Below are 24,985 nucleotides of genomic sequence, written 5' to 3'. Positions count from 1 at the left end.
GTCCCGTGCCCGCACCCGCCGACAGCCCCCTCGCCGCACCCGCCGGTGCGCCCGGCCCCGCGCCCGCCTCGCCCCTGACCGCGCTCGCGCCCGGGCCCGCCGACCCCGCCGCGCCCTGGGGCATGCAGATCGCCGTCCACTACGACAAGGTCCACCCCGCCCGCCGCGTCGACGTGGCCGAGGCCGCCGCCCGCGCCGTCGTCGCCCTCCTGGCCGGTCCCGAGGCCGCCGCGGGCGGCCCCTGGCACGAGGCCGTCGCCCACTGGCGCGGCGGGCGGATCCGCAAGCTCGTCCGCCGGGCGCGCGGGCGCCGCTGGGAGGAGGTGGGCGCCCTGCCGGGCGTCACCATCGCCCAGGACGGGCCGACCGGCTGGGCGCCGGCGCAGGCTCGGGCCCTCGTCCCCGGCCCCGTGCGACCCCTGCCGCCCGCCCTGGCCAAGACCCAGGTCGAGGGCACCCACTTCCCCCACGGCGACCGGCTGCCCCCGCCGCCCGCAGCCGTCACCGCCGCGATCGAGCGCGCGGCCGGCTCCGACGGCGCGGCGCCGGCCCCGCCGATCGAGCTGGGCTCCGAGTCGGCGTCCACCGGGGCGCTGGTGACCATCGAGGTCACGCCCCTGGAGACGATGACCAGCGGCAAGCTCTGCGCCCAGGTCGCCCACGCCGCCCAGCTCGCCTGGCAGAGCCCACTCATGCCGGACGGGCTGCGCCGGGCCTGGGCGCGCGACGGCTACCGCGTGCGCGCGGTCTTCCCCGACCGGGACCGGTGGGAGGCCGCGCGCAGGCCCGTGTCCGTCGTCGACGCCGGCTTCACCGAGCTGGACGGGCCCGCCGAGACCGCGCGCGCCTTCTGGTGAGGCCGGCGGGCCGACGGCGGGCGCGAGGCTCTGCGCGGGCGCGCCGCCGAGGCGGCCATCGTCGGCCTGCCGCCGGCCCGCGAGGGCCCGCGCGCACGCCAGCGCGCCTCACAGGGCGGTCGAGCTCACCTGCGCGGGGCGGACGGCGGGCCCGCCGTCGGGACCGCCCTCGTCCGGCTCGTCGTCGCCCGGCTCCGGCGTGCCGCGGAAGACCCACAGGCGCATGAGGGTGTACAGGTAGACGCCCTCGCAGCAGGCCGAGACGACCCGCGCCAGCTCGGCGTTGACCCCCGCCCAGTGCAGCAGGCTCGACAGCCCCAGGATGAACAGGACGTACTGGCTCGCCAGGCCCACCAGGTAGCGGGAGCCCTGCGCGGCCAGGTGCCCGCGGGCCTGGAAATTGAGCCAGCGGTTGAGGATGAGCGAGTACAGGCCGGCCGCCGCGTAGCCCACGCTCACGGCCAGCGGGTAGAACCAGTGCAGGTGCTCGTACATGACCCACAGCAGGGAGATGTCCAGGACGAAGGCCGAGCCGTTGATGAACGCGTAGCCGATGAACGTGACCGGCACCAGGCGGCGCAGCGCCGGCGGCAGGAGCCGGTGCAGGCGGCGGATCGCGTGGCGGAAGACGCGGGGGGCGCGGCGGGAGGGGTCGTCGAGGCGCTGGTTGATGCGCTCGCGGGCGACGGCGGCCCTGCGGGCGGGCGCCGTCGTACGGGCGCCCCCCGCCTCGCGGGCGCCCCCGGTCCCGTCGACGGGCGCCCCCGCGGGCCGCGCGCCGGCGGCGGAAGCGGTGTCGGCGGAGCTGGTCGCCTGTGTGGGTCGCGTCATTCCGGTCCTTCCTGTTGCGACGCCCGCGCGTCGCCCCTCGGCCGAGTCTGGCGCGAATCCTATGTATCCGCCAAGACCCAGCGGATGAATCTCACTCCTCCTCCAGGAGGACCCGCGGGTCCGCGATCGGCTCGCGGGGGCGGCCGCGACGGCGCCCCGGGCCGGGGCGACCCGCCGTCGGGACCCGGTAGGGACTGGACTCGGTCGCGGCCCGCGGCCGGGGCCCGGTCAGGGGGCGGACAGCGCCCGGACGACGCCATCGCGCAGGACCGCCCCGCCCGCGTCCGCCGGATGGTGCAGGGTGCGGATCCCCAGTGAGGCCGCCGCCGCGATGTTGGCGGCGCTGTCGTCGACGAACAGGGCCCGGTCCGGGCGCGTGTCGGCCAGGGACAGGACGGCGGCGAAGTAGCGGGGGTCGGGCTTGGCCGCGCCCAGCGTGCACGAGTAGGCGTCGATGTCGCACAGGCCGTCGTAGTCCAGGTGCGCGCGCATCCACTCGCGCCGCTCCCACTGCTGGTTCGTGGCCAGGACCGTCAGGTAGCCGGCCGCCCGCAGGTCGGTCACGAGGCGCCGGGCGGCCGCATCCGGCGTCGCCCGCCTCCACAGCTCGAGCAGCTCGCGGCCGGTCGACTTCAGGCCCAGCTGTCCGGCCAGCTCCTCCAGGAAGGGCAGCAGGCGCCGCCGACCCTCCAGGGTGGGGCCCTCCTCGGCCAGCAGGCGGGTCGCGAACTCCTCGCCGCCCGCCTCCGCCAGGGCCCGGCGCCACGGGGTCCCGATGATCTGGAGGACGCCGTCGGCGTCGAAGAGGATGGCGCGGATCGGGCCCGTCCCCGCCGGTGGAATGGGTGGAAGCGCGTTCATGCTGCTCATCATCGTCATGCACCGCCCGTCCCCGCCAGTGGAATGGGCGGGAGGGTCGGCGCGGCCGGGCCGGGCGGGGTACGACTGTCGGCGCTGCGGAGCTGCCGGACCGGCCCGCTCCCGGCCCGGGCCCGCGGCGGTGCCACACTGGGGCGCATGCCGACCACTCCGACGACCCCGCCCGTTCCGCCCGCCTCCGGCGCCCCCGGCGCCTCGACGCCGGCGCCCCCGCCCGCCCTCACCGACGTCGACGCCTACACCGCCGGCCTCATCGACTTCGTCACCGCCTCCCCCTCCAGCTACCACGCCGCCGCCGAGGCGGCCCGGCGCCTGGAGGCCGTCGGCTTCCGCAGAGTCGAGGAGACCGCCGCCTGGGGGCGGGACCTGCCGGGGCGCGGCTGCGTCGTGCGCGACGGGGCCCTCATCGCCTGGATGCTGCCCGAGCGCCCCACCGGCCGCACGGGCGTGCGCATCGTGGGCGCCCACACCGACTCCCCGGCCCTCAAGCTCAAGCCCTCCGCCGCCCTGAGCGGCTGCGGATACCAGCTCATCAACGCCGAGGTCTACGGCGGCCCCCTGCTCAACTCCTTCCTCGACCGCGAGCTCGGGCTCGCCGGCCGGCTCGTCACCCGCGACGGCGCCGTCCACCTCGTGCGCACCGGGCCCGTCGCCCGCGTCGCCCAGGTCGCCCCGCACCTGGACCGCGGCGTCAACGACTCCCTCCGCCTCGACCGCCAGGCCCACCTGCTGCCCCTGTGGAGCCTGCTCGACGATGCCGTCGCCGGCGGCGGGGCCCCGGGCGGTGCGGGCGGTGCGAGTGGCCCGGGCGGTGCGGGCGGCTCGGCCGGCCCGACCGGTGCGGAAGACCCGACCGGCCCGGCGCGCTTCGACGACCCCGCCTCCCGCGGCGAGCCCGGCGCCGTCGAGGCACACCTGTGCGAGCTCGCCGGAATCAGCCCGGCCGACCTCGCCTCCCACGACGTCCTCACCTTCCCCACCGAGACCCCCGCCCGCTTCGGGCGGCACGGGGAGTTCCTGGCCTCCTCCCGCCTGGACAACCTCACCTCGGTCCACGCCGGGCTCGTCGCCCTCCAGGCCCTGGCCGGCGGGGGCGGCGGCCCGGACGGGGCGCAGTGGGATGCTCAGGCCGCCGTCGACGCCGTCGTCCTCGTCGCCAACGACCACGAGGAGGTCGGCTCGGCGACCCGCTCCGGGGCGGCCGGGCCCCTCCTCCAATCCGTCCTGGGCAGGCTCGCCCGCGTCATGGGCTTCGAGGGCGACGCCCGCCAGGCCCTCCTGGCCCGCTCGCTGTGCGTGAGCGCCGACGCCGGCCACGCCGTCCACCCCCAGTACCCCCACCTGCACGACCCGGTCGTCCGGCCCCGCCTCAACCACGGCCCCCTGCTCAAGATCAACGCGAGCCAGCGCTACGCCACCGACGCCGTCGGCGCGGCGGTGTGGGAGCGCGCCTGCGCCGCCGCGGGCGTGCCCCACCAGGAGTTCGTGTCCAACAACGCCGTGCCCTGCGGCTCCACGATCGGGCCGATCACCGCCACGCGCCTGGGGATCACCACGGTCGACGTCGGCCAGCCGCTGCTGTCCATGCACTCCCAGCGGGAGATGTGCGGGGTCCAGGACGGACCCTGGTTGGCGCAGGCGCTGCTGGCCTACTGGGGCGGCCGGTGAGCCGGGCGCGCGCGGGCGCCATCGGCAGAGGCGCCGCCGCCGGCGGGAGCACCGGCGGCGTGCGCGATGCCCGCGGCCCGGCGGGGGCCGCGGCCCGCAGGAGCGGCGGGAACGGCGGGGGTGTCGGCGACGGGAGTGCCGGCGGCGTGCGCAGCGGGGGCGTGCGCGGCGCCGACCCCTGCCCCTGCGGCTCGGGCGCCGCCTTCGCCCACTGCTGCTCGCCCGTGCTCGACGGCGAGCCGGCGCCCACCGCGGAGGCGCTCATGCGCTCGCGCTTCAGTGCCTTCGTCGTCGGCGACGAGGACCACCTCTTCCGCTCCTGGCACCCGCGCACGCGCCCGCCCGGCCCCTACTGCCACGCCGGGACGCGGTGGCTGAGCCTGACCGTCCGCGAGACGGTCGGCGGGGGAGCGGGGGCGGCGGACGGCGAGGAGGCGGTCGTGGCCTTCACGGCGCGCTTCCTGACCGGGGACGGCCGCGGGCGCGTCATCGAGGACGAGCTGGAGGAGCGCAGCCGCTTCGTCAGGCGCGCCGGCCGCTGGCTCTACCTCGACGCGCTGTGAACCCGCGCCCCCTGTCGCAGGGCGCTCGAGCGGGGCTCGCGGGGCCGACCGGGACGGGGAAAAGGTGGCTCCCGCGTATCTTTCGGACGCCCAACGGCGCCGCGGACGCGGTAGAACGGCGTCATCTCGCCCCTTGTCCCAGTGGACTGTCGCCGACGGGGCGCCAAAGATACGCGGGAGCCACCTTTTCCGGCCGTCATTCCGGCGGCGGCGCGGGGCCGCGTCAAAACGGGCGTCAGCGCCAGGCGCCGCGCCAGTACTGGATCGGCAGCCCGGCGGCCCGCCAGTCGTTGACGCCCAGGTCGTGGGCCCAGCGCACCGGCAGGTACGGCTCGCGCAGGGCCGGGCGGCCCACGGCGACGGCGTCGGCCTGCCCGGTGGCCACGATCTGCTCGGCCTGGGCGGCCTCCGTGATGACCCCCACCGTCACGACCACCGGCTCGCCGCCCCCCGGCGTCGCCGTCCCGGCCACGGCCGCCCTGACCTGCGCGGCGAAGGGCACCTGGTAGCCGGGCCCCACGGGCACGCGCGCGGGCGCGTTCCCGCCGGTCGAGATGTGCAGGACGTCGACGCCCGCGGCCACGAGCAGGGGCGCGAGCTCGGCGGTGTCCCCGCCGGTCAGGCCGCCCTCGGTCCAGTCGGTGGCCGACAGGCGGATGTCCAGGACCGTGGAGTCGTCAACGGCCTCGCGCACCGCCCGGACGGTCTGGAGGACGAAGCGGCGCCGGCCGGCCGGCGAGTCGCCGAACTCGTCGTCGCGGGTGTTGGACAGGGGCGAGAGGAACTCGTGGATGAGGTAGCCGTGGGCCCCGTGGAGCTCGACGACGTCGTAGCCCGCCGCCGCGGCGCGACGCGCGGCGTCGGCGAAGGCGGCCGTCGTCGCGGCGATCTCCTCCCCGGTGAGCGCCCGCGGCGCGGCGTGGCCGGGGTAGGCGATGGCGCTGGGCGCCACCAGGTCCCAGCCCTCGATGGTGGTGGTGCGGGCCCCGGCGGCGTCGTCGGGGCGCCACGGGGGAGTGCCCGCCTTGCGGCCGCCGTGGCCGAGCTGGACGCCGGCCAGGGAGCCGGCGGCGTGAATCGCCTCGACGATGCGGCGGTGGCCGGGGACCTGGGCGTCGTCCCACAGGCCCAGGTCGGCGGGGGACAGGCGGCCGTTGGGCGTCACCGCGGTGGCCTCCACGATCACGGTGCCGAAGCCGCCGGCGGCGCGGGTGGCGTAGTGCAGGACGTGCCAGTCGGTGGCGACGCCGTCGTGGGCTTCGACGGAGTACATGCACATGGGCGGCAGCCACAGGCGGTTGCGGGCGGTGCGCCCGCGCATGGGCAGGGGAGTCAGGATGGTCGGCGTGGTCATGAGACGCACGTTACGTGCCCGCTCCTCCCGCCGTCCACGCCCCGCCCCTGCGCGGGGGCGCCGGTGTCGGCCACTGTTCGAGACCGCCCCGCCCGCGCCGACCCCCGCCGATAGGCTGGCCGCGATGAGCAGCACCCGACCGGTTCCCTACGGCCTCCCCGAGCACGCCCCGGCGCCGATCACGACCCGGGTCGACGACGTCGCTCTCGTCTTCGAGGGCGGCGGCATGCGCGGCACCTACACCGCCGCCCTCGTCCAGGTGCTCCTCGAGGCGGGCCTGTTCTTCCCGTGGGTCGGGGGGATCTCGGCGGGCTGCACCAACACCGTCAACATGGTCTCGCGCGACCTGTGGCGCACGCGGGAGGCCTTCGTCGGGCTGACCACGGATCCCCAGGCCGGCGGCTGGGGCAGCTTCATCCGGCGCCGGGGCTACTTCAACTCCGACCACATCTACCGCCACACCTCCGCCCCCGGCGAGCTCTTCCCCTTCGACTGGCCCACCTTCAAGGCCGCGCCCGCCACGGTGCGGATCGGCTCCTTCCGCTGCGACACGGGCGAGGAGGTCTACTGGGGCCTGGGGGACATGGACGAGCTGGAGGACCTGCTGCCGCGCTGCCAGGCCTCCTCCTCCATGCCGGTGCTCATGCCCATCGTGTATATCGACGGCGCGCCCTACCTCGACGGCGCGCTGGGATCCACGGGCGGTTTCGCCACCGACGCGGCGGCGGCCGACGGCTACGAGAAGATGCTGGTCGTCATGACGCGCCCCGTCGGCTACCGCAAGCCCGCCGAGAAGCGCCCGGGCGTCTACCGCCGCCTGTTCCGGCGCCGGCCCGCGGTGGCCGAGGCGATCATCAGCCGGCCCGCCAACTACAACCGCACCCTGGAGGACCTGGAGCAGGGGCAGCGGGAGGGGCGCGTGTACCTCTTCCGGCCCGACCGCATGCCGATCGCCAACGGCGAGCTGCGCTACGACCGCGTCGTGGGCGCCTATGAGGCGGGACTGGTGCAGGCCCGTCGGGAGCTGCCCGCCATTATGGAGTTCCTCGGCGTCTGACCCCGCGCCTCGGCGGGTCCGCGCCCCGCTAGCCGCTGGCCATTCCGGGTCCCGTTCGCCCGGCCGTTGTCCAAATCTGTTGCAAAGGCCCCGATCGCGCCGGGAGGCGCGAAGAGAATCGTTGGTATTCCGCGCTTTTCTTCGCGGTCGATCCCGGCCCGGAGCGCCTTTGCAACAGATTTGGACAGGCCCCCGTCCGAGCCAGTCCCAAGAGTCCCATGCGTCTCAGCGGGTTCGCACCCCGTTCGTCTGGGAGACGATGGGGGCGGGAAATGGCGCTCTGGGAGGATCGTTCCGGCACCCACCCGACAGTGCCGTCGCAAGAACCGCGGAATCATGCGGGAACCGCCGAGCGCATCCGGGGCGGCCGTCCGAACGATCCTCCCAGAGCGCCACTTTCCGCCCCCGGCCCCCGGGGAAAGCGGGGCAGAGGCCGCCGAGGCGGGCCCCGGGCCCGCTCCCGGTGGTACGGGGGAGGGCTCAGTGCCCGGCAGGGGCGGCTGATGCCGGCGGGGTCGCCGCCGGGGCCCCAAGGAGGGCTCAGTGCTCGCGGGTGCGGCGGTAGAGGTCGATGTCCTCGCCCGGCGCGAAGCCGAAGGTCGTGATCGCGGGCACCGCCCGGCCCCCGGCCGACGACTCCCGCAGCAGCTCCAGCACCGCCCGCTCGTGCGGCGGCACCGGCTCGGGCAGTCCCGCGAGCGGGCACCACGCCAGACCCCCCGTCCGGGCGGGCTCGCGCACGACCGGCTCGCCCTCCCACCGGCGCAGCGCGAAGAAGAAGTCGACCCGCTGCTCCAGCGCCGCCCCGCCGACGTCGTTGCTGCGGTGCATCGCCGTCAGCGGCTCCAGCGCCCGCGGGTCGACGACGACGCCGATCTCCTCGCGGGCCTCGCGCACCGCCGCGTCGAGCACGGACTCGCCCGCCTCGACGTGCCCCGCCGCCCCGCAGGCCCAGTGGCCGTCCATGTAGCCGGTGCCCCGCCGCAGCTGGAGGAGGACCTCGGGCCCGCGCCCGCTCTCGCGCAGGAGGATGACGTAGGCGGCGGGGACGAGGGAGAAGACGTGAACGGCCATACCGCCACGGTAGTCGGGCGCCGCGCTCTCACAGCGCAGTCATGGACGGCGCCTGCCCGCTCGACAGAGCCGTTGGACAGCCTGAGGGCGCCCGCGGAGCCCGGCCCGGCCCCGCCGACCGGCGCCCGCCCGGACGCCAGTCCGCACGAGAAGAGGGACGCGCCGTCATGACCATGTCCACATCCTCGATCACGGTGACCACAGCCAACGGCGGCGCCGCCACGGGAGCCGCCTCCGGCAGCGTCACCGTCTCCTGACGCTCCGGGGTGGAGAATCCTCAGGACCCCGCGTTCGCGCGGTCGGGTCCGACTGCGGCGCCGACCGTCCTCACCGGAGCGGCTCGCCGGGCCCGCGGTCCCTGCGGCAGGCGGCCCGGGCCGCGCGCAGCCGGGTCTCCGGTCAGGGTCGCACCCGCAGCGAGCGGGCGACGGCGTCGAGCAGCTCGTCGGCGCGCTCGGGCGCGTTGGTGGGCAGTGTGACGACGGCGGGCCACGGTCTCGCACCGGCCGCCTCTTCCGCGCCGGCAGCCTTTCCCGGCGCCGCGCCCGGCACACCGGGCACGGCCAACCCGCCCGGCGCTCCCGCCGTTCGCGGATCGTCCGGCCCGTTCAACGCGGTCTGCCCGTCCGCCGTTCCTGGATTCTCCGGCCCGCCCGATGCTTCCGGTCCGCACGGCCCGTCTGGCGACCCCGGATCGTCCGGATTGTCCCAGGACACCGGCCCCCACAGCCCCGCCCGCGCCAGCGCCCCGGCCAGCTCCTCGACGAGCAGTCGGGGTCCCTGGAGGGCGACGCAGCCGACCGAGCCCGGATTGACCACGCGCGCCCCCGCCGGGTGCCCGGCCGTCATGGCCGCGACGGCCTCGTGCAGCGCGCGTGCGTGCGCGGCGCGCCCGGCCGATCGCCCGGCCCCTCCCGTCAGCCGCCGAACTGTCGAGGCGCTCGCGGGAACCGGCGTCAGCGCCTGCTCGATCGCGGCTTCGTGCCGCGCGGCGATCTCACACACGCGCCGCCGCATCCGTTCGCGCGCGGCCTGCTCGGCGGGCGCGGCCCGCGGAGCCCGGGCGAAGGCGCGCTCGGCGTCGAGCAGCGCCAGCCCGAGCGACTCGACCCGCGCATCGGCCTCCCGGCGCTCCATCTCGCGCACGCCCGCGGACAGCGGCGTGTCGAGCGGCCCGGCGGGGTCCCACGCGATGACGGCGCCGTCGGGCACGGGCAGCAGCTTGCGCAGGCTCGCGACGACGGCGTCGGCCGCGCCGTCCAGGAGCCGAGGCCGATCGAGCAGCGAGTGCGTGGCGTCCACGACGACGACCCGACCCGTGCGCCGCGCCCGGACCAGCAGGTCCGCCAGGTCGCCGCGCGCCCGGTTGCCGTAGGTCTCGCAGTGCAGGACGGCGGCTCCGGGCTCGTCGGCGAGCGCCGCGGCCAGGGCCCGCGGCTCCAGGAGCAGGTCGGGGCCGACGTCGACCGCGCGCGTCCCCATTCCCTCCAGCTCGAAGGGCAGGACCACGGCCTCGCAGCGGTAGCGCGGGACGAGGACGGTGCGCACGCCCCGGCTGCGCAGCGCGCGGGCGACGAGGCCCAGGGCCTGCTTGCCGTTGCCCGTGAGGGCCTCCGCCGTCGTTCCTCCCAGCACTGCTCCTCCCAACTCCGCTCCTCCCAGTCCCGCGTCCGCCCCGTTTCCCCGGCCGCCCCCGCCCCGACTTCGCGAGCGCGCAGGTTTCCAGTCGAACGCGCACCTCCCGCCCGCGCGTTCGACTGGAAACCTGCGCGTTCGCGGGGACGGAGTGGGAGTCGCCTGGACCGGATGGGCGACCATGGAAAACCTACGCGTTCGCGGGGGACGGAGCGCGCCGGGGCCCGACCCGGCCGGGTGCTCGACGTCCTCGGCGGGGAGGTCCCGATGCGCGCTTTCCGGCGGGGAGGCCCCGATGCGCGCTTTCCGCCGGTCTCGCGTGACTTCTCCGCCGGTTTCGGCGAGGGGGGCGACGAGGGGGCGGCCCGGCGCCAGTAGGCTGGGACCCGTCCCGCCCGCTGAGGAACGAGGGCGTCTGGACGTCTATGACGACGTCTGGCCGGGACGGTCCCGCCCGCTGAGGAACGAGGAACGCCGTGAGATCCGAGCTCGCCACACTCACCGCCGTCGACGGCAGGGCCCTGGCGCTGCGCCGCTGGCTGCCCGACGGCCCGCCCCGCGCCGTCATCCAGGTGGTGCACGGCATGGCCGAGCACTCGGGGCGCTACGAGCGCTTCGCCACCGCCGCCGCGGTGGCAGGCTTCGCCGTCGTCGCCGACGACCACCGCGGGCACGGCGCCACGATCGCCGCGCCCGACGAGCGCGGTCACACCGACGACGCCGACGGCTGGAGCCTCGTCCTGGACGACCTGGGAACCGTGCGGGCCGACGTCGAGGCCGCCTGGCCCGGCGCCCCGCTGGTCCTCATGGGCCACTCCTGGGGCTCGATCCTGGCGCGCGGCTACGCGGCCCGCCACGGGGAGGGCCTCGCCGGTCTCATCATCATGGGCACCATCGGCGACCCGGGCCTGCTCGGTCGCGCCGGTATCGGCCTGGCCCGCGCCGAGGTGCGCCTGCGCGGCCCCCGCCACCCCTCCGTCCTCCTGGAGCGCCGGGCCTTCGCCAATTACAACCGGGCCTTCGCCCCCGCCCGCACGGACTTCGACTGGCTCAGCCGCGAGCGCGCGGAGGTCGACGCCTACATCGCCGACCCGCTGTGCGGCTTCACCTGCACCGCCGCCTTCTACCGGGACCTGGCCCGTGGCGGCGTCGAGGTCGGGCGGCCGGAGACCTTCGCGGCCACCCCCGCCGGTCTGCCGATCCTGGTGGTCTCGGGCAGCGCCGACCCGGTGGGGCGCGATGGGGCCGGCGTGCGCGAGGTTGCCACGGCCTATCGCCGCGCCGGGGTGCGGGAGGTGTCCCTGCGCCTGTATCCGGGGGCGCGCCACGAGCTGCTCAATGAGACCAACCGGGAGCAGGTGACGGCCGATCTGCTCGTCTGGGTGGGGGCGCACGTGTGAGCGCCCGCCGTGTCCAGCGGGCGCCCGCCGAGCCCGTTGCGCTGGCCGGATGCCGGGCTCCCGCCGTGCTCGCCGGACCCGCACCGCGGACTCACCGCCTTTGGAGGTAAAGTACAAGACGCTCTTATGGTCACGGGCGGAATCATGCGGTGACGCGCCCCGCTTCATCCTCTACGGTTGTGGCATGACAATGAAGCAGGTTCCTTCGGTTCTTCCCGCCGGCACTGCCGACGACGCCACCGGCGCCACCGTCGCGGCCGACGGCGCGGCCCGCCGCACGCTGGGCGCGACCGTCGCCCGGGAGTCCGCCCTCGTGCTCGCCGGCGCCGTCGCGATCGCCCTCATCGGGCAGATCAGGCTGCCCCTGCCCTTCACGCCGGTCCCCGTCACGCTGGGCACCCTCGCCGTCCTGGGCGCGGGCGGCCTGCTCGGCGCCCGCCGCGCCCTGGCCTCGGTGGCGCTCTACGCCGCGGCGGCGGCGCTGGGCGCGCCCGTCCTGGCCGGGTGGCACAGCGGCATGACCGCATCCTTCGGCTACGTGCTGGGCTACGGCCTGGCCGCCGTCGTCGCCGGCGCGGCCACCGCCCCGCGGCCGGCCCCCGCCTCCGGCGCCCGGCGCGGCGGCGCCGCTGCCGCCGTGCTGCGCCGGGCGGGCCTGATGGTCCTGGCCTCCGCCGTCGTGTACGTGCCGGGGCTGATCTGGCTCAAGGCCGCCACCGGGGCCGCCTGGGGCGCGACGCTGACGATGGGTCTGGCGCCCTTCGTCGTCGGCGACCTGCTGAAGTCGGCCGTCGCGGCCCTGCTGCCCGCTCGCCGCGCTCGCGGCTGAGCTGGGCGGGCCGGCGGTCCCGTTCTGGCGCTCTGGGAGGATCGTTCGCACCGACGCATCGGAACCACCGAGCGGATTCCGCATGACTCCGCGGTTCTAGCGGCGCCGCGGTTGGCGGCGGCCAAGAACGATCCTCCCGGAGCGCCATTTCCCGTCCCGCACCCCCGCCGCGGACCAGTGGAACCGAGCGGCGGCAGCCCCCGGACGGCGCGGCGCGCCCCCGCCGCGGATAGAACCTCCGACGCCGACGCCGACGTCGGACTCGGCGAACCGCGCCGGTACCCGATCGGACTGTGAGAACGTCCGTCGGCGCGGCGGGGGAGCGGGATATGACTGAGTCATGACTCCCTCAGTTCCCAATCCCCCCGACCCGACTCCCGGGTCGGCCTCCCCGGCCGGCCCCGAGGCCCCCTCGGAGTCGGCCGGGGAGGACCGCTCGGCCCGCACGGCCGTCACGGTCTTCCCGGCCCTCATCCTGGCGGCCTTCCTCCTGGCCGTGGCCCTGCCCGGGGTCTTCGCCCCGCTGGGCGCGGGCACCAGCTGGGCCCTGGGCGTCATCATGTTCGGGATGGGCCTGACCCTCACCCCGCCGGACTTCGTCCTCGTCGTGCGCCGCCCCCTGCCCGTCCTGGCCGGCGTCGTCGCCCAGTTCGTCATCATGCCGCTGCTCGCCTGGCTCCTGGCCAGGGGCCTCGGCCTCGACGCGGCGCTGGCCACGGGCGTCATCCTCGTCGGCTGCGCCCCCGGCGGGACCTCCTCCAACGTCATCTCCTACCTGGCCCGGGGGGACGTCGCCCTGTCGGTGACGATGACCTCCATATCGACCCTCCTGGCCCCGGTCATGACGCCCCTGCTCACCGGGTGGCTGGCCGGCCGGTACCTGCCGGTCGACGCCGCGTCCATGGCCCTGTCGATCGTCGAGATGGTCCTGGTCCCCGTGGTCGGCGGCCTCGTGGTGCGCGCGCTGCTGCCGCGCGCGGTCGAGCGGGTCCTGCCGGCCATGCCCTGGGTGTCGGTGGCGGGCATCTGCTACGTCGTCCTGGCGGTCGTGTCCGGTTCGGCGGACAGGATCCTGTCCGCCGGGCCACTCGTCCTGCTCGTCGTCGCCGCGCACAACTGCCTGGGGTACCTGCTCGGCTACCTCGTCGGCCGGGCGGTCGGCCGCGACGAGAGGGCGGCGCGCACGATCTCCATCGAGGTGGGCATGCAGAATTCGGGGCTGGCGGCCACCCTGGCCTTCAAGCACTTCGCCGCCCTGCCGGAGGCGGCCCTGCCCGGCGCCGTCTTCTCCATCTGGCACAACCTGTCCGGCGCGGTCCTGGCCGCCGTCTACCGGCGCCGCGACGGGGCGCTGACGCCGGGCGGCGCGACGGGGCGCTGACGTCCGCGGTGCGACGGCGCGCTGAGTCGCGCCCGGCGCGGGCGCCCGCCGCGGCGGGGCCCGGGCCCGTAGGGTGGCCGCCATGAGCAATGTCGCCCAGACCGAACCGGCGCTGTCCGTCCTCGATCTCGTGCCGGTCTCGGCGGGCCGCAGCCGCCGCGACGCCCTGCGGGAGATGATCGCCCTGGCCCGGGCCGCCGATGCCGCCGGGTACCGCCGCTACTGGATCGCAGAGCACCACGGCTCGACGACGTACCTGGCCGCGGCCACGACCGTCCTCATGGGGCAGGTCCTGGCGGCGACCGGGCGAATAGGGGTGGCCAGCGGGGGGATCATGCTGCCCAACCACGCCCCGCTGGTGATCGCCGAGCAGATCGGGACCCTGGCGACGCTCCACCCCGGGCGCGTGGGGATGGGCCTGGGTCGGGCGCCGGGGACCGACCCGCTGACCGCCTCGGCCCTGCGGCGAAGCCGGGCCGATCCGCGCCACTTCGCCGAGGAGGTCCTGGAGACCCTGGCCTACCTGGGCGGGATCCCGCGCGACGCCACCGCCGGAGTGCCCGGCTCCCTCATGCCCGCCGGGGCCGACGCCGCCGTTCCCACCTCCCTGGCCGCCGGCGACGCGCACGCCCCGCGCCTGGCGGCGGCCGCATCCCGGCTGGTGGAGGAGGCGCCGGCGACGACCGGCCCCTTCCGGCGGGTGCGCGCCGTGCCGGGGGAGGGGACGGGCCCGCAGGCCTGGATCCTGGGCTCGTCGGTCAACGGCGCGCGCGTGGCCGGGGCGCTGGGCCTGCCCTTCGCGGTCGCCTCGCACTTCGCCCCGGCCCAGGCGGAGGCGGCGGTGGTCACCTACCGCTCCGTCTTCGACGCCTCCGCCCCCAGCTCGCCCGACGGCGTGGCGCGGGTGGCGGCCGGGGTCAATGTCATGGTCGCCCCCACCCGCGCCCAGGCGGAGGAGCTGTTCACCACGGCGATGGCGGCCTCGGCCCGCGTCGTCGGGGGCCGCCCCGGGCCGCTGGATCCGCCGGCGGCGGAGCACGGCGCCTGGCGGGCCTTCGCGCCGGGGCGCGAGAGCGCCGTCGAGCAGGCGATGGCCCTGTCCTTCGTCGGCGAGGCCGACGACGTCGCGGCGCGGCTGCACGAGCTGGCGGAGCGCTGGGGGGCCGAGGAGCTGCTGGTGGTCACCTACGCGCACGACGCCGCGGCGCGGCGCCGCTCCTACGAGCTGCTGGCGCGGGCCTGGTGAGCGTCCGGTGAGCGGCCGCGCGGCGCCCCGGCGCGCCATGGCGGCGGGGCCCGGGGGCGGGCCGCCGCACGACCACGACGAAGTGACCTTTATCACTTTTGTTGATGAATGGCCTCTCGTTCTCGTGGAGGCGCCGCACTGCGGGTGCGGGAGGGGGTGAATAGTCGTGTATAAAAATACGGTCAAGTTCAACTCTCGCCCGCTCGGCCACGGTGCCCGCAGCACCGCCATCTCGACCCACATGGAGGCCCCCGTGAACCATCCACTGATCTCGCGCCGATCCTTCGGCCTGGGCGCCGCCGGCGTCGCCGCCATCCTCCTCGCCGGCTGCGGCTCCGGCTCCAGTTCGGGCGGCGCCTCGGCCGGCTCCGGCTCCGGGCAGGCCTCCGGCGGCAAGCTCACCCTCGCCTACAACGCCGACGGCCCCCACAAGGCATGGGTCGAGGCCGTCTGCAACTCGGTGACCAACACCCTGGGCATCACCATGGAGCCCCTGCCCGTCGCCCAGTTCTCCGAGCTGCGCAAGCAGGTCACCGACCGCACCCTCGTCGGCGCCTTCCGCACCGGCTGGCAGGCGGACTACCCCTCGATGAACAATTTCCTCGGCGCCGTCTACCAGACCGGCGCCGGCTCCAACGACTCGGACTACTCCTCGCAGGAGTTCGACGGCTTCCTGGCCCAGGCGGCCGCGGCGTCGGACGATACCGCGGCGCTGGGCTTCTACACCCAGGCCCAGTCCGTCCTGTTCAAGGACCTGCCGGCCATCCCCCTGTGGTACCAGAACGGCTTCGGCGGCTACTCCAAGAACGTCTCCGACGTGGTCTTCGACTGGCACTCCGTGCCGGTGTACTCCCAGATCAAGACCACCGCCCCCGGCGGCGTCGTCCTGGCCAACGGCACCGAGCCGCAGAACCCGCTGGTGCCCTCCAACACCAACGAGGTCGGCGGCGGGCGCATCGTCGACCTGGTCTTCTCCGGACTGGTCGCCTACAAGGCCGACGGCTCGGTGGTCAACGAGGTCGCCGAGTCCATCGAGACCACGGACAACCAGCACTTCACCATCAAGATCAAGCCCGGCTGGACCTTCTCCGACGGCAGCGCGGTGACCGCCGACTCCTTCATCAAGGCCTGGAACTACGGCGCCCTGCTGAGCAACAAGCAGCTGTCCAGCTACTTCTACGAGATCATCGAGGGCTTCTCCTACGAGGCGGACTCCGAGCTGACCGGCCTGGTCAAGGTCGACGACCACACCTTCACCGTCGCCCTCAAGGCGCCGGCCTCCGACTTCGCCCTGCGCCTGGGGTACTCGGCCTTCTACCCCCTGCCCGAGTCCGCCTACGCGGACATGAAGGCCTTCGGCGAGAAGCCGATCGGCAACGGCCCCTACACCCTGTCCTCCTGGGAGCACGACTCCCAGGCGGTGCTGGCCAAGAACCCCTCCTACCAGGGCTCGCGCACCGTGGCCAACGAGGGCATCACCTTCACCTTCTACCAGGACTACGACGCCGCCTACTCCGACCTCCAGTCCGACGCCGTCGACGTCATCGACGCCATCCCGGACTCCGCCCTGTCCTCCTTCAAGAGCGAGCTGGGCGAGCGCGCGGTCAACCAGCCCGGCGCCGTCTTCCAGGCCTTCGCCATCAACGTCAAGGCCGAGCACTTCCAGATGGACGAGGAGGGCCGCCTGCGCCGGGCCGCCCTGTCGCGGGCCATCAACCGCCAGGAGATCTGCGGAACGCTCTACTACGACACCCGCACCCCGGCCTCCGACTTCACCAGCCCGGTCATCGCCGGCTGGAGCGCCACGGTGCCCGGCAACGAGGTCCTCGCCTTCGATGCGGCCCAGGCCAAGAGCCTGTGGGAGCAGGCCGAGAAGATCAAGGCCTTCTGACCCGCCCAGGCGCCGCGGGCCCGCACCGGGCCCGCGGCGCCGCGACCCGAGGACAATCCCATGCTCCGCTACGCCTGCCGCAGGCTCTTGCAGATGATCCCCGTCTTCTTCGGAGCCACCCTGCTCGTCTACGCCATGGTCTTCCTCCTGCCGGGGGACCCGGTCGCCGCCATGGGCGGGGACCGCTCCCTCAGCCCCGCCGTGCAGGCCCAGATCCGCGCCGAGTACAACCTGGACAAGCCCTTCCTCGTCCAGTACCTGCTCTTCCTCAAGGGCGTGTTCACCCTCGATCTGGGCGTCACCCTGCGCGGCTCGCGCCCGATCATCGAGAAGCTGGCGGACGTGTACCCCGTCACCATCAAGCTCTCGCTCATGGCGCTGCTCTTCGAGGCCGTGGCGGGCATCGCCGTCGGGCTCATCGCCGGGATCCGCAAGGGCGGGTGGTTCGACGCCACGGCGCTGGTGCTGTCCCTGGTGGTCATCGCCGTGCCCACCTTCGTCATCGGCTTCGTCCTGCAATTCGTCATCGGCGTCAAGCTGGGCTGGCTGCCGACGACGGCGGGCAACTCCCCCGGGTTCAGGGAGCTGCTCATGCCGGCGCTCGTGCTGGGCGGGGTGTCCTTCGCCTACGTGCTGCGGCTGACGCGCACGCAGGTCGCCGAGAACCTCTCCGCCGACCACGTGCGCACCGCCCGGGCCAAGGGCCTGTCCGGCCCGCGGGTCATGATCGTCCACGTCCTGCGCAACTCCCTGGTGCCCGTGGTCACCTTCCTGGGGGCCGACCTCGGCTCGCTCATGGGCGGGGCCATCGTCACCGAGGGCATCTTCAACATCAACGGCGTCGGCGGGAACCTCTACAAGTCGATCAACACCGGCGAGGGGCCGACGGTCGTGGCCTTCACCACCGTCCTCATCATCGTCTTCATCCTCTCCAACCTCCTCGTCGACCTCCTCTACGCCGCCCTCGACCCGAGGATCCGCTATGTCTGACAATTCCAGCCCATCCGTCGCGCGCCCCGGGCAGGAGCGCTACGTCGCCCAGACCGACGAGCAGGGGCTGGGCGCCGTCGACGCCGTCGCCGACGAGAGCGCCCCGGCCTCCATGTGGGGGGAGGCGTGGAAGCAGCTGCGCCGCCGCCCCATCTTCTGGGTCTCCGCCCTCCTCATCGCCGCGGTCGTGGCCCTGTCGCTCGTCCCGGGCCTGTTCGTGAGCGCGGACCCGACCTTCTGCGAGCTCAAGCACTCCTACGGCGCCCCCGCCCCGGGCCACCCCTTCGGCTTCAACCAGCAGGGCTGCGACATCTACGCCCGCACCGTCTACGGGGCGCGGGCCTCGGTGACGGTGGGCGTGCTCACCACCCTCCTCGTCCTGGTCCTGGGCGTGGTCGTCGGGGCTCTGGCCGGCTTCTTCGGCGGCTGGGCGGACACCCTGCTCGCCCGCATCACCGACGTCTTCTTCGCGGTGCCCTTCGTCCTGGCGGCGATCGTCGTCATGCAGATGTTCAAGGGGCGCTCCTCGATCCTCACCGTCGTCCTCGTCCTGGCGGTCTTCGGGTGGCCCCAGATCGCCCGCATCACCCGGGGGGCGGTGATGAGCGTCAAGAACGAGGACTTCGTGACCGCCGCCCGCTCCCTGGGCTCGGGCAGGTTCGCCATCCTGATGCGCCACGTCCTGCCCAACGCGGCGGCGCCCATCATCGTCACCGCCACCGTCCAGCTGGGCAGCTTCATCGTCGCCGAGGCGACCCTGTCCTTCCTGGGCATCGGTCTGCCGCCCACCGTCGTGTCCTGGGGGGCGGACATCGCCGCCGCCAAGACCGCCCTGCGCGACAACATCTCCGTGCTGTGGTACCCGGGCGGGGCGCTGGCCCTGACCGTCCTCGGCTTCATCATGATGGGCGACGCCGTGCGCGACGCCCTCGACCCGAAGGCGCGCAAGTGAGTTCCCACGACAACCCGATGACCCCGGCCGATCAGGCCCCGCTGCTGCAGATCACCGACCTCGAGGTTGCCTTCCGCTCCTCAACGGGCCTCGTCCCCGCCGTGCGCGGGGCAAATCTCACCCTCTACCCGGGCCAGTCCGTGGCCGTCGTGGGGGAGTCCGGCTCCGGCAAGTCGTCCCTGGCCGCCGCCGTCATCGGCCTGCTGCCCGGCACCGGCCACGTGACCGGCGGGTCGATCCGCTTCGACGGCGAGGACATCACCCGCGCCTCGTCCAGGAGGTACCGGGAGCTGCGCGGCAGCAGCATCGGCCTGGTCCCCCAGGACCCCATGACCAACCTCAACCCCGTGTGGTCCATCGGCTTCCAGGTCAAGGAGGCTCTGCGCGCCAACGGCCTGGCCGGCGTCGCCGACGACCGCCTCGCCGCGATCGCCGCCGCCGAGAAGGGCGAGGACCTGTCCCCCTCGGAGAAGATCGGGGTCGACGAGCAGGTGGCCCTGCTGCTGGAGGACGCCGGGCTGCCCGACGCCGCCCGCCGGGCGCGCCAGTACCCGCACGAGTTCTCCGGCGGCATGCGCCAGCGCGCCCTCATCGCCATCGGCCTGGCCGCCCGGCCCCGCCTGCTCATCGCCGACGAGCCCACCAGCGCCCTGGACGTCACCGTCCAGCGCCGCATCCTCGACCACCTCCAGGGCCAGATCCGATCCCTGGGCACGGCCATGCTCTTCATCACCCACGACCTGGGCCTGGCCGCCGAGCGCGCCGAGCACATCGTCGTCATGCACCGCGGCCGCGTGGTCGAGTCCGGTCCGAGCATCGAGGTGCTCCAGGACCCGCGCCACCCCTACACCCGGCGCCTGGTCCAGTCGGCGCCCTCCCTGGCCTCCCACCGCATTGAGAGCGCCCACGCGGCCGGGATCAAGGTGACCGAGGACGAGCTGGGGGTGCGCCCCATCGCCGAGGACGCTGACGAGATCCTGCGCGTGGAGCACCTGACGAAGGTCTTCGACGTGCGCGGCGCCAGGGGGGAGGCCAAGACCCTCAAGGCGGTCGACGACGTCACCTTCGGGGTGCGGCGGGGGACGACGACGGCGCTGGTGGGCGAGTCCGGCTCGGGCAAGTCCACGGTGGCCAATATGATCCTCAACCTCCTGGACCCCACCGAGGGCAAGGTCTTCCACAACGGGGTCGACCTGTCCACCCTGGGCCCCAGGGAGCTCTTCGCGCTGCGCCGCATCATGCAGCCGGTCTTCCAGAACCCCTACGGCTCCCTGGACCCCATGTACTCCATCTACCGGGTCGTCGAGGAGCCGCTGCGGGTCCACCGCATCGGCACCGCCAAGGAGCGCGGGGCCAGGGTCGCCGAGCTGCTCGACATGGTGGCCCTGCCGCGCTCGGTCATGCGCCGCTACCCCAACGAGCTCTCCGGCGGGCAGCGCCAGCGCGTCGCCATCGCCCGGGCCCTGGCCCTCAAGCCGGAGATCGTCGTCCTGGACGAGGCCGTCTCCGCCCTGGACGTCCTCGTCCAGGCCCAGATCCTGCGCCTGCTGGCCGAACTGCAGACCGACCTGGGGCTGACCTACCTGTTCATCACCCACGACCTGGCGGTGGTGCGCCAGGTGGCCGACGACGTCGTCGTCATGCAGCACGGCCGGGTGGTGGAGTCCGGGGCCGCCGACGAGCTCTTCGCCCATCCGCGCGAGGACTACACCCGCGAGCTCATCGACGCCGTGCCGGGGGCCTCCATCCCCCTGTACGGCGAGGGCGCGGGCCCGGAGCGCTAGCCGGCGGAGGCGGCATGGGGAGGGCCTCTCGCGGGCCGTTCCGAGCGGTCGGCGGCCCGTGCTCCCGCGGCGGGAGCGCGGGCGGATCGCTCCGGACGGCCGCCCGCGCCCGCGCGGCGGGACCCCGGTCGGCGCCCCCGACGTGTCGGACGCGTTTCGGGATTCGGGTATCGTGTGCCCAGTCCGCGCCACACGGTGTCATCTTCCGGGTGCCCGGGTGGGTGCGCAGATGTCCGTAACTGGACGGGACGGGGCCCGCCGCGGCTCCCCGGCCCCGCCCGGTCCCCCGGAAGAGAAGACCGAATGTTCCCCTATCTAGTGCGCAGGATCGCGAACTATGCGCTGCTGCTCTTCATCGCGACCTCGCTGGCGTACCTCCTGGCGTCCGCCTCGCTGGATCCGGCCAACAACTGGAATCGCGAGGATCCGACTCTCAACTGGGATGCGATCAATGCCAGTCTGATCGAGTACAACATCAGTTCGGAGCTGCCCGTCTGGGACCGCTACCTCTCCTGGTTCCACTCCGTCGCGCTGTCGTGGGACTGGGGCTCGACCCCCAAGGGGGAGGCGGTCAACGGGATCCTCGGAACCAAGATCGGCGTCTCGCTGCGCCTGGTCGTCATCGGCGCCGCGGTGGGAATGGTCGGGGGCGTCGCGCTGGGCGCGTGGACCGCCACCCGCCAGTACAAGCTCTCGGACCGCGTGATCTCGCTGCTGTCCATGATCCTGATCTCGACCCCGGCGATGGTCATAGCGATCCTCCTCCAGGTCCTCGCCGTCGAGTTCAACCGGACCACCGGCTACCAGGTCTTCGAATTCACCGGCGAGGGCTCCGGGGTGGTGAGCAGGCTCCAGCACCTGTTCCTGCCGACCCTGTCCATGTCGCTGGGCGGCGTCGCCAGCTACTCGCGCTACCAGCGCAACCTCATGCTCGACACCCTGGGGGCCGACTACGTGCGCACCGCCCGGGCCAAGGGGCTGATCAAGCGCAAGGCCGTCACGCGCCACGCGCTGCGCACCGCCCTGATCCCCATGGCCACCTACTTCGCCTTCGCCCTGGCCGCCCTGTTCACCGGCGCGGCCATCACCGAGCGCGTCTACGGCTGGCACGGCATGGGCGAGTACTCGATCCTGTCCATCTCGACCTACGACATCAACGGCGTGACGGCGGTCGTGGCCTTCTCGGGCCTGTGCACGCTGACGGGGGCGCTCCTGTCCGATGTCTTCGTCGCAATCGTCGACCCCCGTGTGAGGGTGAGCTGACCATGTCCCGCAATTCACAGACCAACGGCATGGACTCCATCGGCAAGCAGGTGACGCTCGGGGGCCACTCCGCCGTCGAGCAGCCCGCCGATGTGCCCGCCTCGGAGGACGAGGCCGGCGATCTGAGGGAGAACGACCCCAAGGCGTCCAGGAGGCTGACCCGGGGCCAGATCACCCTGCGCCGCTTCCTGCGCAACCGGACCGCCGTCGTCGGCGCGATCGGCTTCTTCCTCGTCGCGGGCTTCGCGATCTTCGGCGACAGGATCGGCTCGTGGACCTTCACCGACGTGGACACGGGGGCCTTCCTGTCGCCCCCGAGCGCCGACCACTGGTTCGGCACGACCCAGGTCGGCCGCGACGTCTTCGCCATGGTCGCCGAGGGCACCCGCAAGTCAATGCTCATCGGCGTGTGCGTCGCACTCCTGCAGACGGGCATCGCGGCGGTCATCGGCTCCTCGGCGGCCTACTTCGGGGGCTGGTGGGAGCGGATCGCGCTGTGGATGACGGACCTCCTGCTCGTCGTCCCCTCCTTCCTCATCATCGCCATCATCTCCCAGCGGGCCGGCGCGTCGAAGGGCTCCATCGCCCTGTTCATCATCCTCCTGGCGGGTTTCGGGTGGATGCTCACGGCGCGCGTGGTGCGGTCCCTGACGCTGAGCGTCAAGGACCTCGACTACGTCAATGCCGCGCGCTTCATGAACGTGCCCAGCCCGGTCATCATCGTCCGCCACATCATCCCGAACATCGCCTCCCTCCTCATTGTGGACGCGACCGTCAACGTCGCCTACGCGGTGCTCAGCGAAACGACCCTGTCCTACTTCGGCTTCGGGGTTCAGGCGCCCAACACCTCCCTGGGAACCCTCATCGCCGAGGGGCAGCGCTCGGCGACGACCTACCCCTGGATCTTCCTCGCGCCCGCCGCCGTCGTCGTCATTATGCTCGTGTGCGTCAATTTCATGGGCGACGGCCTGCGCGACGCCGTCGACCCGTCGTCCAAGTCCGGAGGCCAGGCATGAGCCCCAAGAAGAACCCGAGCGTCGCGGCCTTCGAGTCCGAGGAGCTGCCCGACCCCGCCTCCGACGCCCCGCTGCTGGAGGTGACGGACCTGCGCGTCTCCTTCCCGTCCGAGGACGGGCGGGTCAACGCGGTGCGCGGCGTCAACCTCACCGTCGGGCGCGGGGAGGTCCTGGCCCTGGTCGGCGAGTCCGGCTCCGGCAAGTCGGTCACCTCGACGGCGGTCATGGGCCTGCTCGACGAGTCCGCCCAGATCTCCGGCTCGGTGCGCCTCCACGGCACCGAGCTCCTGGGACGCGACGACGACTACATGTCGAAGATCCGCGGCACCCAGGTGTCGATGGTCTTCCAGGACCCGCTGTCCGCGCTCACCCCCGTCTACACGGTGGGCGCCCAGATCGTCGAGGCGCTCCAGATCCACAACCCGAAGATGGACCGCAGAAGGGCCTGGGACCGCGCCGTCGAGCTGCTCGAGCTCGTGGGCATCCCCAACCCGGAGGTGCGGGCCAGGGCCTACCCGCACGAATTCTCCGGCGGCATGCGCCAGCGCGCCGTCATCGCCATCGCCATCGCCAACGACCCGAACCTCATTATCGCCGACGAGCCCACCACGGCCCTGGACGTCACCATTCAGGCCCAGATCCTCGACGTGCTGCGCACCGCCCAGAAGGAGACCGGCGCCGGCGTCATCATGATCACCCACGACCTGGGGGTCGTGGCCGGCATGGCCGACCGGGTGGCCGTCATGTACGCGGGGCGCATCGTGGAGGCGGGCGACGTCGACGACATCTTCTACCGCTCCCGCATGCCCTACACGATCGGCCTGCTCGGATCCCTGCCGCGCCTGGACGCCAAGAAGGACTCCGCCCTGGCCACCCTGGAGGGCAACCCGCCGTCGCTGCTGGACCTGCCCGCCGGCTGCCCCTTCGCCCCGCGCTGCCCCATGGCGGTCGAGGAGTGCCTGGCGGGCGAGCCCGATCTCCTGCCGGTGCGCGACGCCGCCGACGACGCCGGCCCCGCCAATGCCGACGACGCCGACGACGCCGACGACACCGCCAACGCCGTCGCCGGCCCGCCCGCTGCGGGCGCGCAGTACAGCGCCTGCCGCCGCATGAAGGAGATCGAGCGCGAGAACCTGGACTACACCGACATCTTCCCCGTCCCCACGCTCAAGACGCCGGACTCCCTCACCCTGCCCCACAGCGAGCGCACGGAGGTCGTGCGGGCCACGGACCTGGTCAAGGAGTTCCCGCTCATGAAGGGCGCCGTCTTCAAGCGGCGGGTGGGGACGGTGCACGCGGTCGACGGCATCTCCTTCGACGTCCGCGAGGGGGAGACCCTGGCGATCGTCGGCGAGTCCGGCTGCGGCAAGACGACGACGCTCATGGAGGTCCTGGGGCTCCAGGCCCCGCAGCGGGGCCGCATCGTCGTCCTCGGCAAGGACACCGCGTCAATGGGCAGGGCCGACCGCAGGGCCGTGCGGCGCGACCTCCAGATCGTCTTCCAGGACCCCATGGCCTCGCTGGACCCCCGCCAGCCGATCTTCGACATCATCGCCGAGCCGCTGCGCGCCAACGGTTGGAGGAGGGCCGATATCGCGCCGAGGGTCGACGAGCTCATGGAGCTCGTCGGGCTGGAGCCGAGTCACGCCAACCGCTACCCGCGCAACTTCTCCGGCGGGCAGCGCCAGCGCATCGGCATCGCCCGGGCCCTGGCCCTGGAGCCCAAGCTCCTCGTGCTCGACGAGCCGGTCTCCGCCCTGGACGTGTCCATCCAGGCCGGCGTCATCAACCTGCTCGACGAGCTGCGCGCCACCCTGGGCCTGAGCTACCTCTTCGTCGCCCACGACCTGTCCGTGGTGCGCCACATCGCCGACCGGGTGGCGGTGATGTACCTGGGCAAGATCGTCGAGGTGGGCGACGTCGACGCCATCTTCGACGCGCCCGCCCACCCCTACACCCAGGCGCTGCTGTCCGCGATCCCCATCCCCGACCCCGCCAAGGAGCGGGGGCGCAGCCGCATCATCCTGGAGGGGGACCTGCCCTCCCCGGCGAACCCGCCGTCGGGCTGCCGCTTCCGCACGCGCTGCCAGGTCTTCAAGAACGTCCTCACCGAGGACCAGCGGTCCCTGTGCCTGGGGGCCATGCCGGACTTCTCCTCCGAGGGGGAGGATCACGAGGTCGCGTGCCACTACCCCGAGAGGATCTCGGTCTTCTGATCCGGGGCCGGCGGGCCGCGCCCGGACGGTCCGCCGGCGGCGGCGCATTGATACCGCGCCGCGTGTGCCGATACCATGTCCCGCGCGGTAAGGCGCCGT

At 73.9% G+C, this 24,985-nt stretch carries 20 protein-coding genes; 15 read left to right on the top strand and 5 right to left on the bottom strand.

Translation table 11 applies throughout. The annotated features are described in order from the left end of the window. Nucleotides 1-122 precede the first annotated feature (122 nt). Nucleotides 123-857 carry an aminoacyl-tRNA hydrolase gene (locus G446_RS0103775; protein ID WP_026409145.1) on the top strand — a complete coding sequence of 245 codons (735 nt, stop codon included), beginning with the start codon at nucleotides 123-125 and terminating at the stop codon, nucleotides 855-857. 108 nt (nucleotides 858-965) lie between these two features. On the opposite strand, the gene G446_RS15735 is transcribed toward G446_RS0103775, so the two are convergent. Next, complete coding sequence (locus G446_RS15735) at nucleotides 966-1,688, bottom strand: GtrA family protein (protein WP_084778950.1); 723 nt, start codon at nucleotides 1,686-1,688, stop codon at nucleotides 966-968. A 228-nt stretch (nucleotides 1,689-1,916) separates the two neighbouring features. Further along, complete coding sequence (locus tag G446_RS0103765; protein WP_156916505.1) at nucleotides 1,917-2,558, bottom strand: HAD-IA family hydrolase; 642 nt, start codon at nucleotides 2,556-2,558, stop codon at nucleotides 1,917-1,919. 147 nt (nucleotides 2,559-2,705) lie between these two features. Between G446_RS0103765 and G446_RS0103760 the strand changes: the two genes are divergently transcribed. Next, nucleotides 2,706-4,235: a M18 family aminopeptidase gene (locus tag G446_RS0103760; RefSeq protein ID WP_026409143.1), complete on the top strand. Its 1,530-nt coding sequence runs from the start codon at nucleotides 2,706-2,708 to the stop codon at nucleotides 4,233-4,235. Between the two features lie 146 nt (nucleotides 4,236-4,381). Then, entirely contained in the window at nucleotides 4,382-4,798 is a 417-nt protein-coding gene (locus G446_RS0103755; RefSeq protein WP_026409142.1) for a YchJ family protein, read from the top strand. A gap of 235 nt (nucleotides 4,799-5,033) precedes the next feature. Here the strand turns inward: G446_RS0103755 and G446_RS0103750 are convergent, their stop codons facing one another. Then, the gene (locus G446_RS0103750; RefSeq protein WP_026409141.1) at nucleotides 5,034-6,152 is read right to left on the bottom strand and encodes an oxidoreductase; all 1,119 of its coding nucleotides are present in this window, start codon (nucleotides 6,150-6,152) and stop codon (nucleotides 5,034-5,036) included. A gap of 124 nt (nucleotides 6,153-6,276) precedes the next feature. Between G446_RS0103750 and G446_RS0103745 the strand changes: the two genes are divergently transcribed. After that, entirely contained in the window at nucleotides 6,277-7,209 is a 933-nt protein-coding gene (locus G446_RS0103745) for a patatin-like phospholipase family protein (protein ID WP_034468965.1), read from the top strand. Between the two features lie 540 nt (nucleotides 7,210-7,749). On the opposite strand, the gene G446_RS0103740 is transcribed toward G446_RS0103745, so the two are convergent. Then, the gene (locus G446_RS0103740; RefSeq protein WP_026409139.1) at nucleotides 7,750-8,283 is read right to left on the bottom strand and encodes an NUDIX hydrolase; all 534 of its coding nucleotides are present in this window, start codon (nucleotides 8,281-8,283) and stop codon (nucleotides 7,750-7,752) included. Nucleotides 8,284-8,682: 399 nt separating this feature from the next. Continuing rightward, complete coding sequence (locus G446_RS0103730) at nucleotides 8,683-9,918, bottom strand: hypothetical protein (RefSeq protein WP_051285621.1); 1,236 nt, start codon at nucleotides 9,916-9,918, stop codon at nucleotides 8,683-8,685. A gap of 476 nt (nucleotides 9,919-10,394) precedes the next feature. Between G446_RS0103730 and G446_RS0103720 the strand changes: the two genes are divergently transcribed. The 11 genes from G446_RS0103720 to G446_RS0103670 all read left to right on the top strand — a co-directional run bounded on the left by G446_RS0103720 (nucleotide 10,395) and on the right by G446_RS0103670 (nucleotide 24,886). Beyond that, nucleotides 10,395-11,318: an alpha/beta fold hydrolase gene (locus G446_RS0103720; protein WP_026409137.1), complete on the top strand. Its 924-nt coding sequence runs from the start codon at nucleotides 10,395-10,397 to the stop codon at nucleotides 11,316-11,318. A gap of 190 nt (nucleotides 11,319-11,508) precedes the next feature. After that, nucleotides 11,509-12,147 (top strand): BioY family transporter, encoded by a 639-nt coding sequence (locus G446_RS0103715; protein WP_026409136.1) that lies wholly within the window; start codon nucleotides 11,509-11,511, stop codon nucleotides 12,145-12,147. Nucleotides 12,148-12,487: 340 nt separating this feature from the next. Further along, complete coding sequence (locus G446_RS15730; RefSeq protein ID WP_051285620.1) at nucleotides 12,488-13,528, top strand: bile acid:sodium symporter family protein; 1,041 nt, start codon at nucleotides 12,488-12,490, stop codon at nucleotides 13,526-13,528. 82 nt (nucleotides 13,529-13,610) lie between these two features. Further along, nucleotides 13,611-14,774 (top strand): LLM class flavin-dependent oxidoreductase, encoded by a 1,164-nt coding sequence (locus tag G446_RS0103705; RefSeq protein ID WP_026409135.1) that lies wholly within the window; start codon nucleotides 13,611-13,613, stop codon nucleotides 14,772-14,774. A gap of 253 nt (nucleotides 14,775-15,027) precedes the next feature. Beyond that, nucleotides 15,028-16,665: an ABC transporter substrate-binding protein gene (locus G446_RS0103700; RefSeq protein ID WP_026409134.1), complete on the top strand. Its 1,638-nt coding sequence runs from the start codon at nucleotides 15,028-15,030 to the stop codon at nucleotides 16,663-16,665. Nucleotides 16,666-16,725: 60 nt separating this feature from the next. Then, the gene (locus G446_RS0103695) at nucleotides 16,726-17,655 is read left to right on the top strand and encodes an ABC transporter permease (RefSeq protein ID WP_026409133.1); all 930 of its coding nucleotides are present in this window, start codon (nucleotides 16,726-16,728) and stop codon (nucleotides 17,653-17,655) included. Further along, nucleotides 17,648-18,607, top strand: a complete 960-nt coding sequence (locus G446_RS0103690; RefSeq protein WP_026409132.1) for an ABC transporter permease — start codon at nucleotides 17,648-17,650, stop codon at nucleotides 18,605-18,607. Before G446_RS0103695 ends, G446_RS0103690 begins: the two co-directional genes overlap by 8 nt. 17 nt (nucleotides 18,608-18,624) lie before the next feature. Next, nucleotides 18,625-20,391, top strand: coding sequence for a dipeptide ABC transporter ATP-binding protein (locus G446_RS15725; RefSeq protein ID WP_084778959.1), 1,767 nt, complete (start codon nucleotides 18,625-18,627; stop codon nucleotides 20,389-20,391). A gap of 303 nt (nucleotides 20,392-20,694) precedes the next feature. Further along, nucleotides 20,695-21,654, top strand: a complete 960-nt coding sequence (locus G446_RS0103680; protein ID WP_026409131.1) for an ABC transporter permease — start codon at nucleotides 20,695-20,697, stop codon at nucleotides 21,652-21,654. 29 nt (nucleotides 21,655-21,683) lie between these two features. After that, nucleotides 21,684-22,670, top strand: a complete 987-nt coding sequence (locus tag G446_RS0103675) for an ABC transporter permease (protein WP_026409130.1) — start codon at nucleotides 21,684-21,686, stop codon at nucleotides 22,668-22,670. After that, the gene (locus tag G446_RS0103670; RefSeq protein ID WP_026409129.1) at nucleotides 22,667-24,886 is read left to right on the top strand and encodes an ABC transporter ATP-binding protein; all 2,220 of its coding nucleotides are present in this window, start codon (nucleotides 22,667-22,669) and stop codon (nucleotides 24,884-24,886) included. Before G446_RS0103675 ends, G446_RS0103670 begins: the two co-directional genes overlap by 4 nt. The last annotated feature ends 99 nt before the right edge of the window (nucleotides 24,887-24,985 follow it).

It is taken from the genome of Actinomyces dentalis DSM 19115 (assembly GCF_000429225.1).
GTDB classification, from domain to species: domain Bacteria; phylum Actinomycetota; class Actinomycetes; order Actinomycetales; family Actinomycetaceae; genus Actinomyces; species Actinomyces dentalis.
The sequence above is the reverse complement of the archived record's forward strand: the minus strand, read 5'-3'. Positions and strand labels throughout refer to the sequence as shown.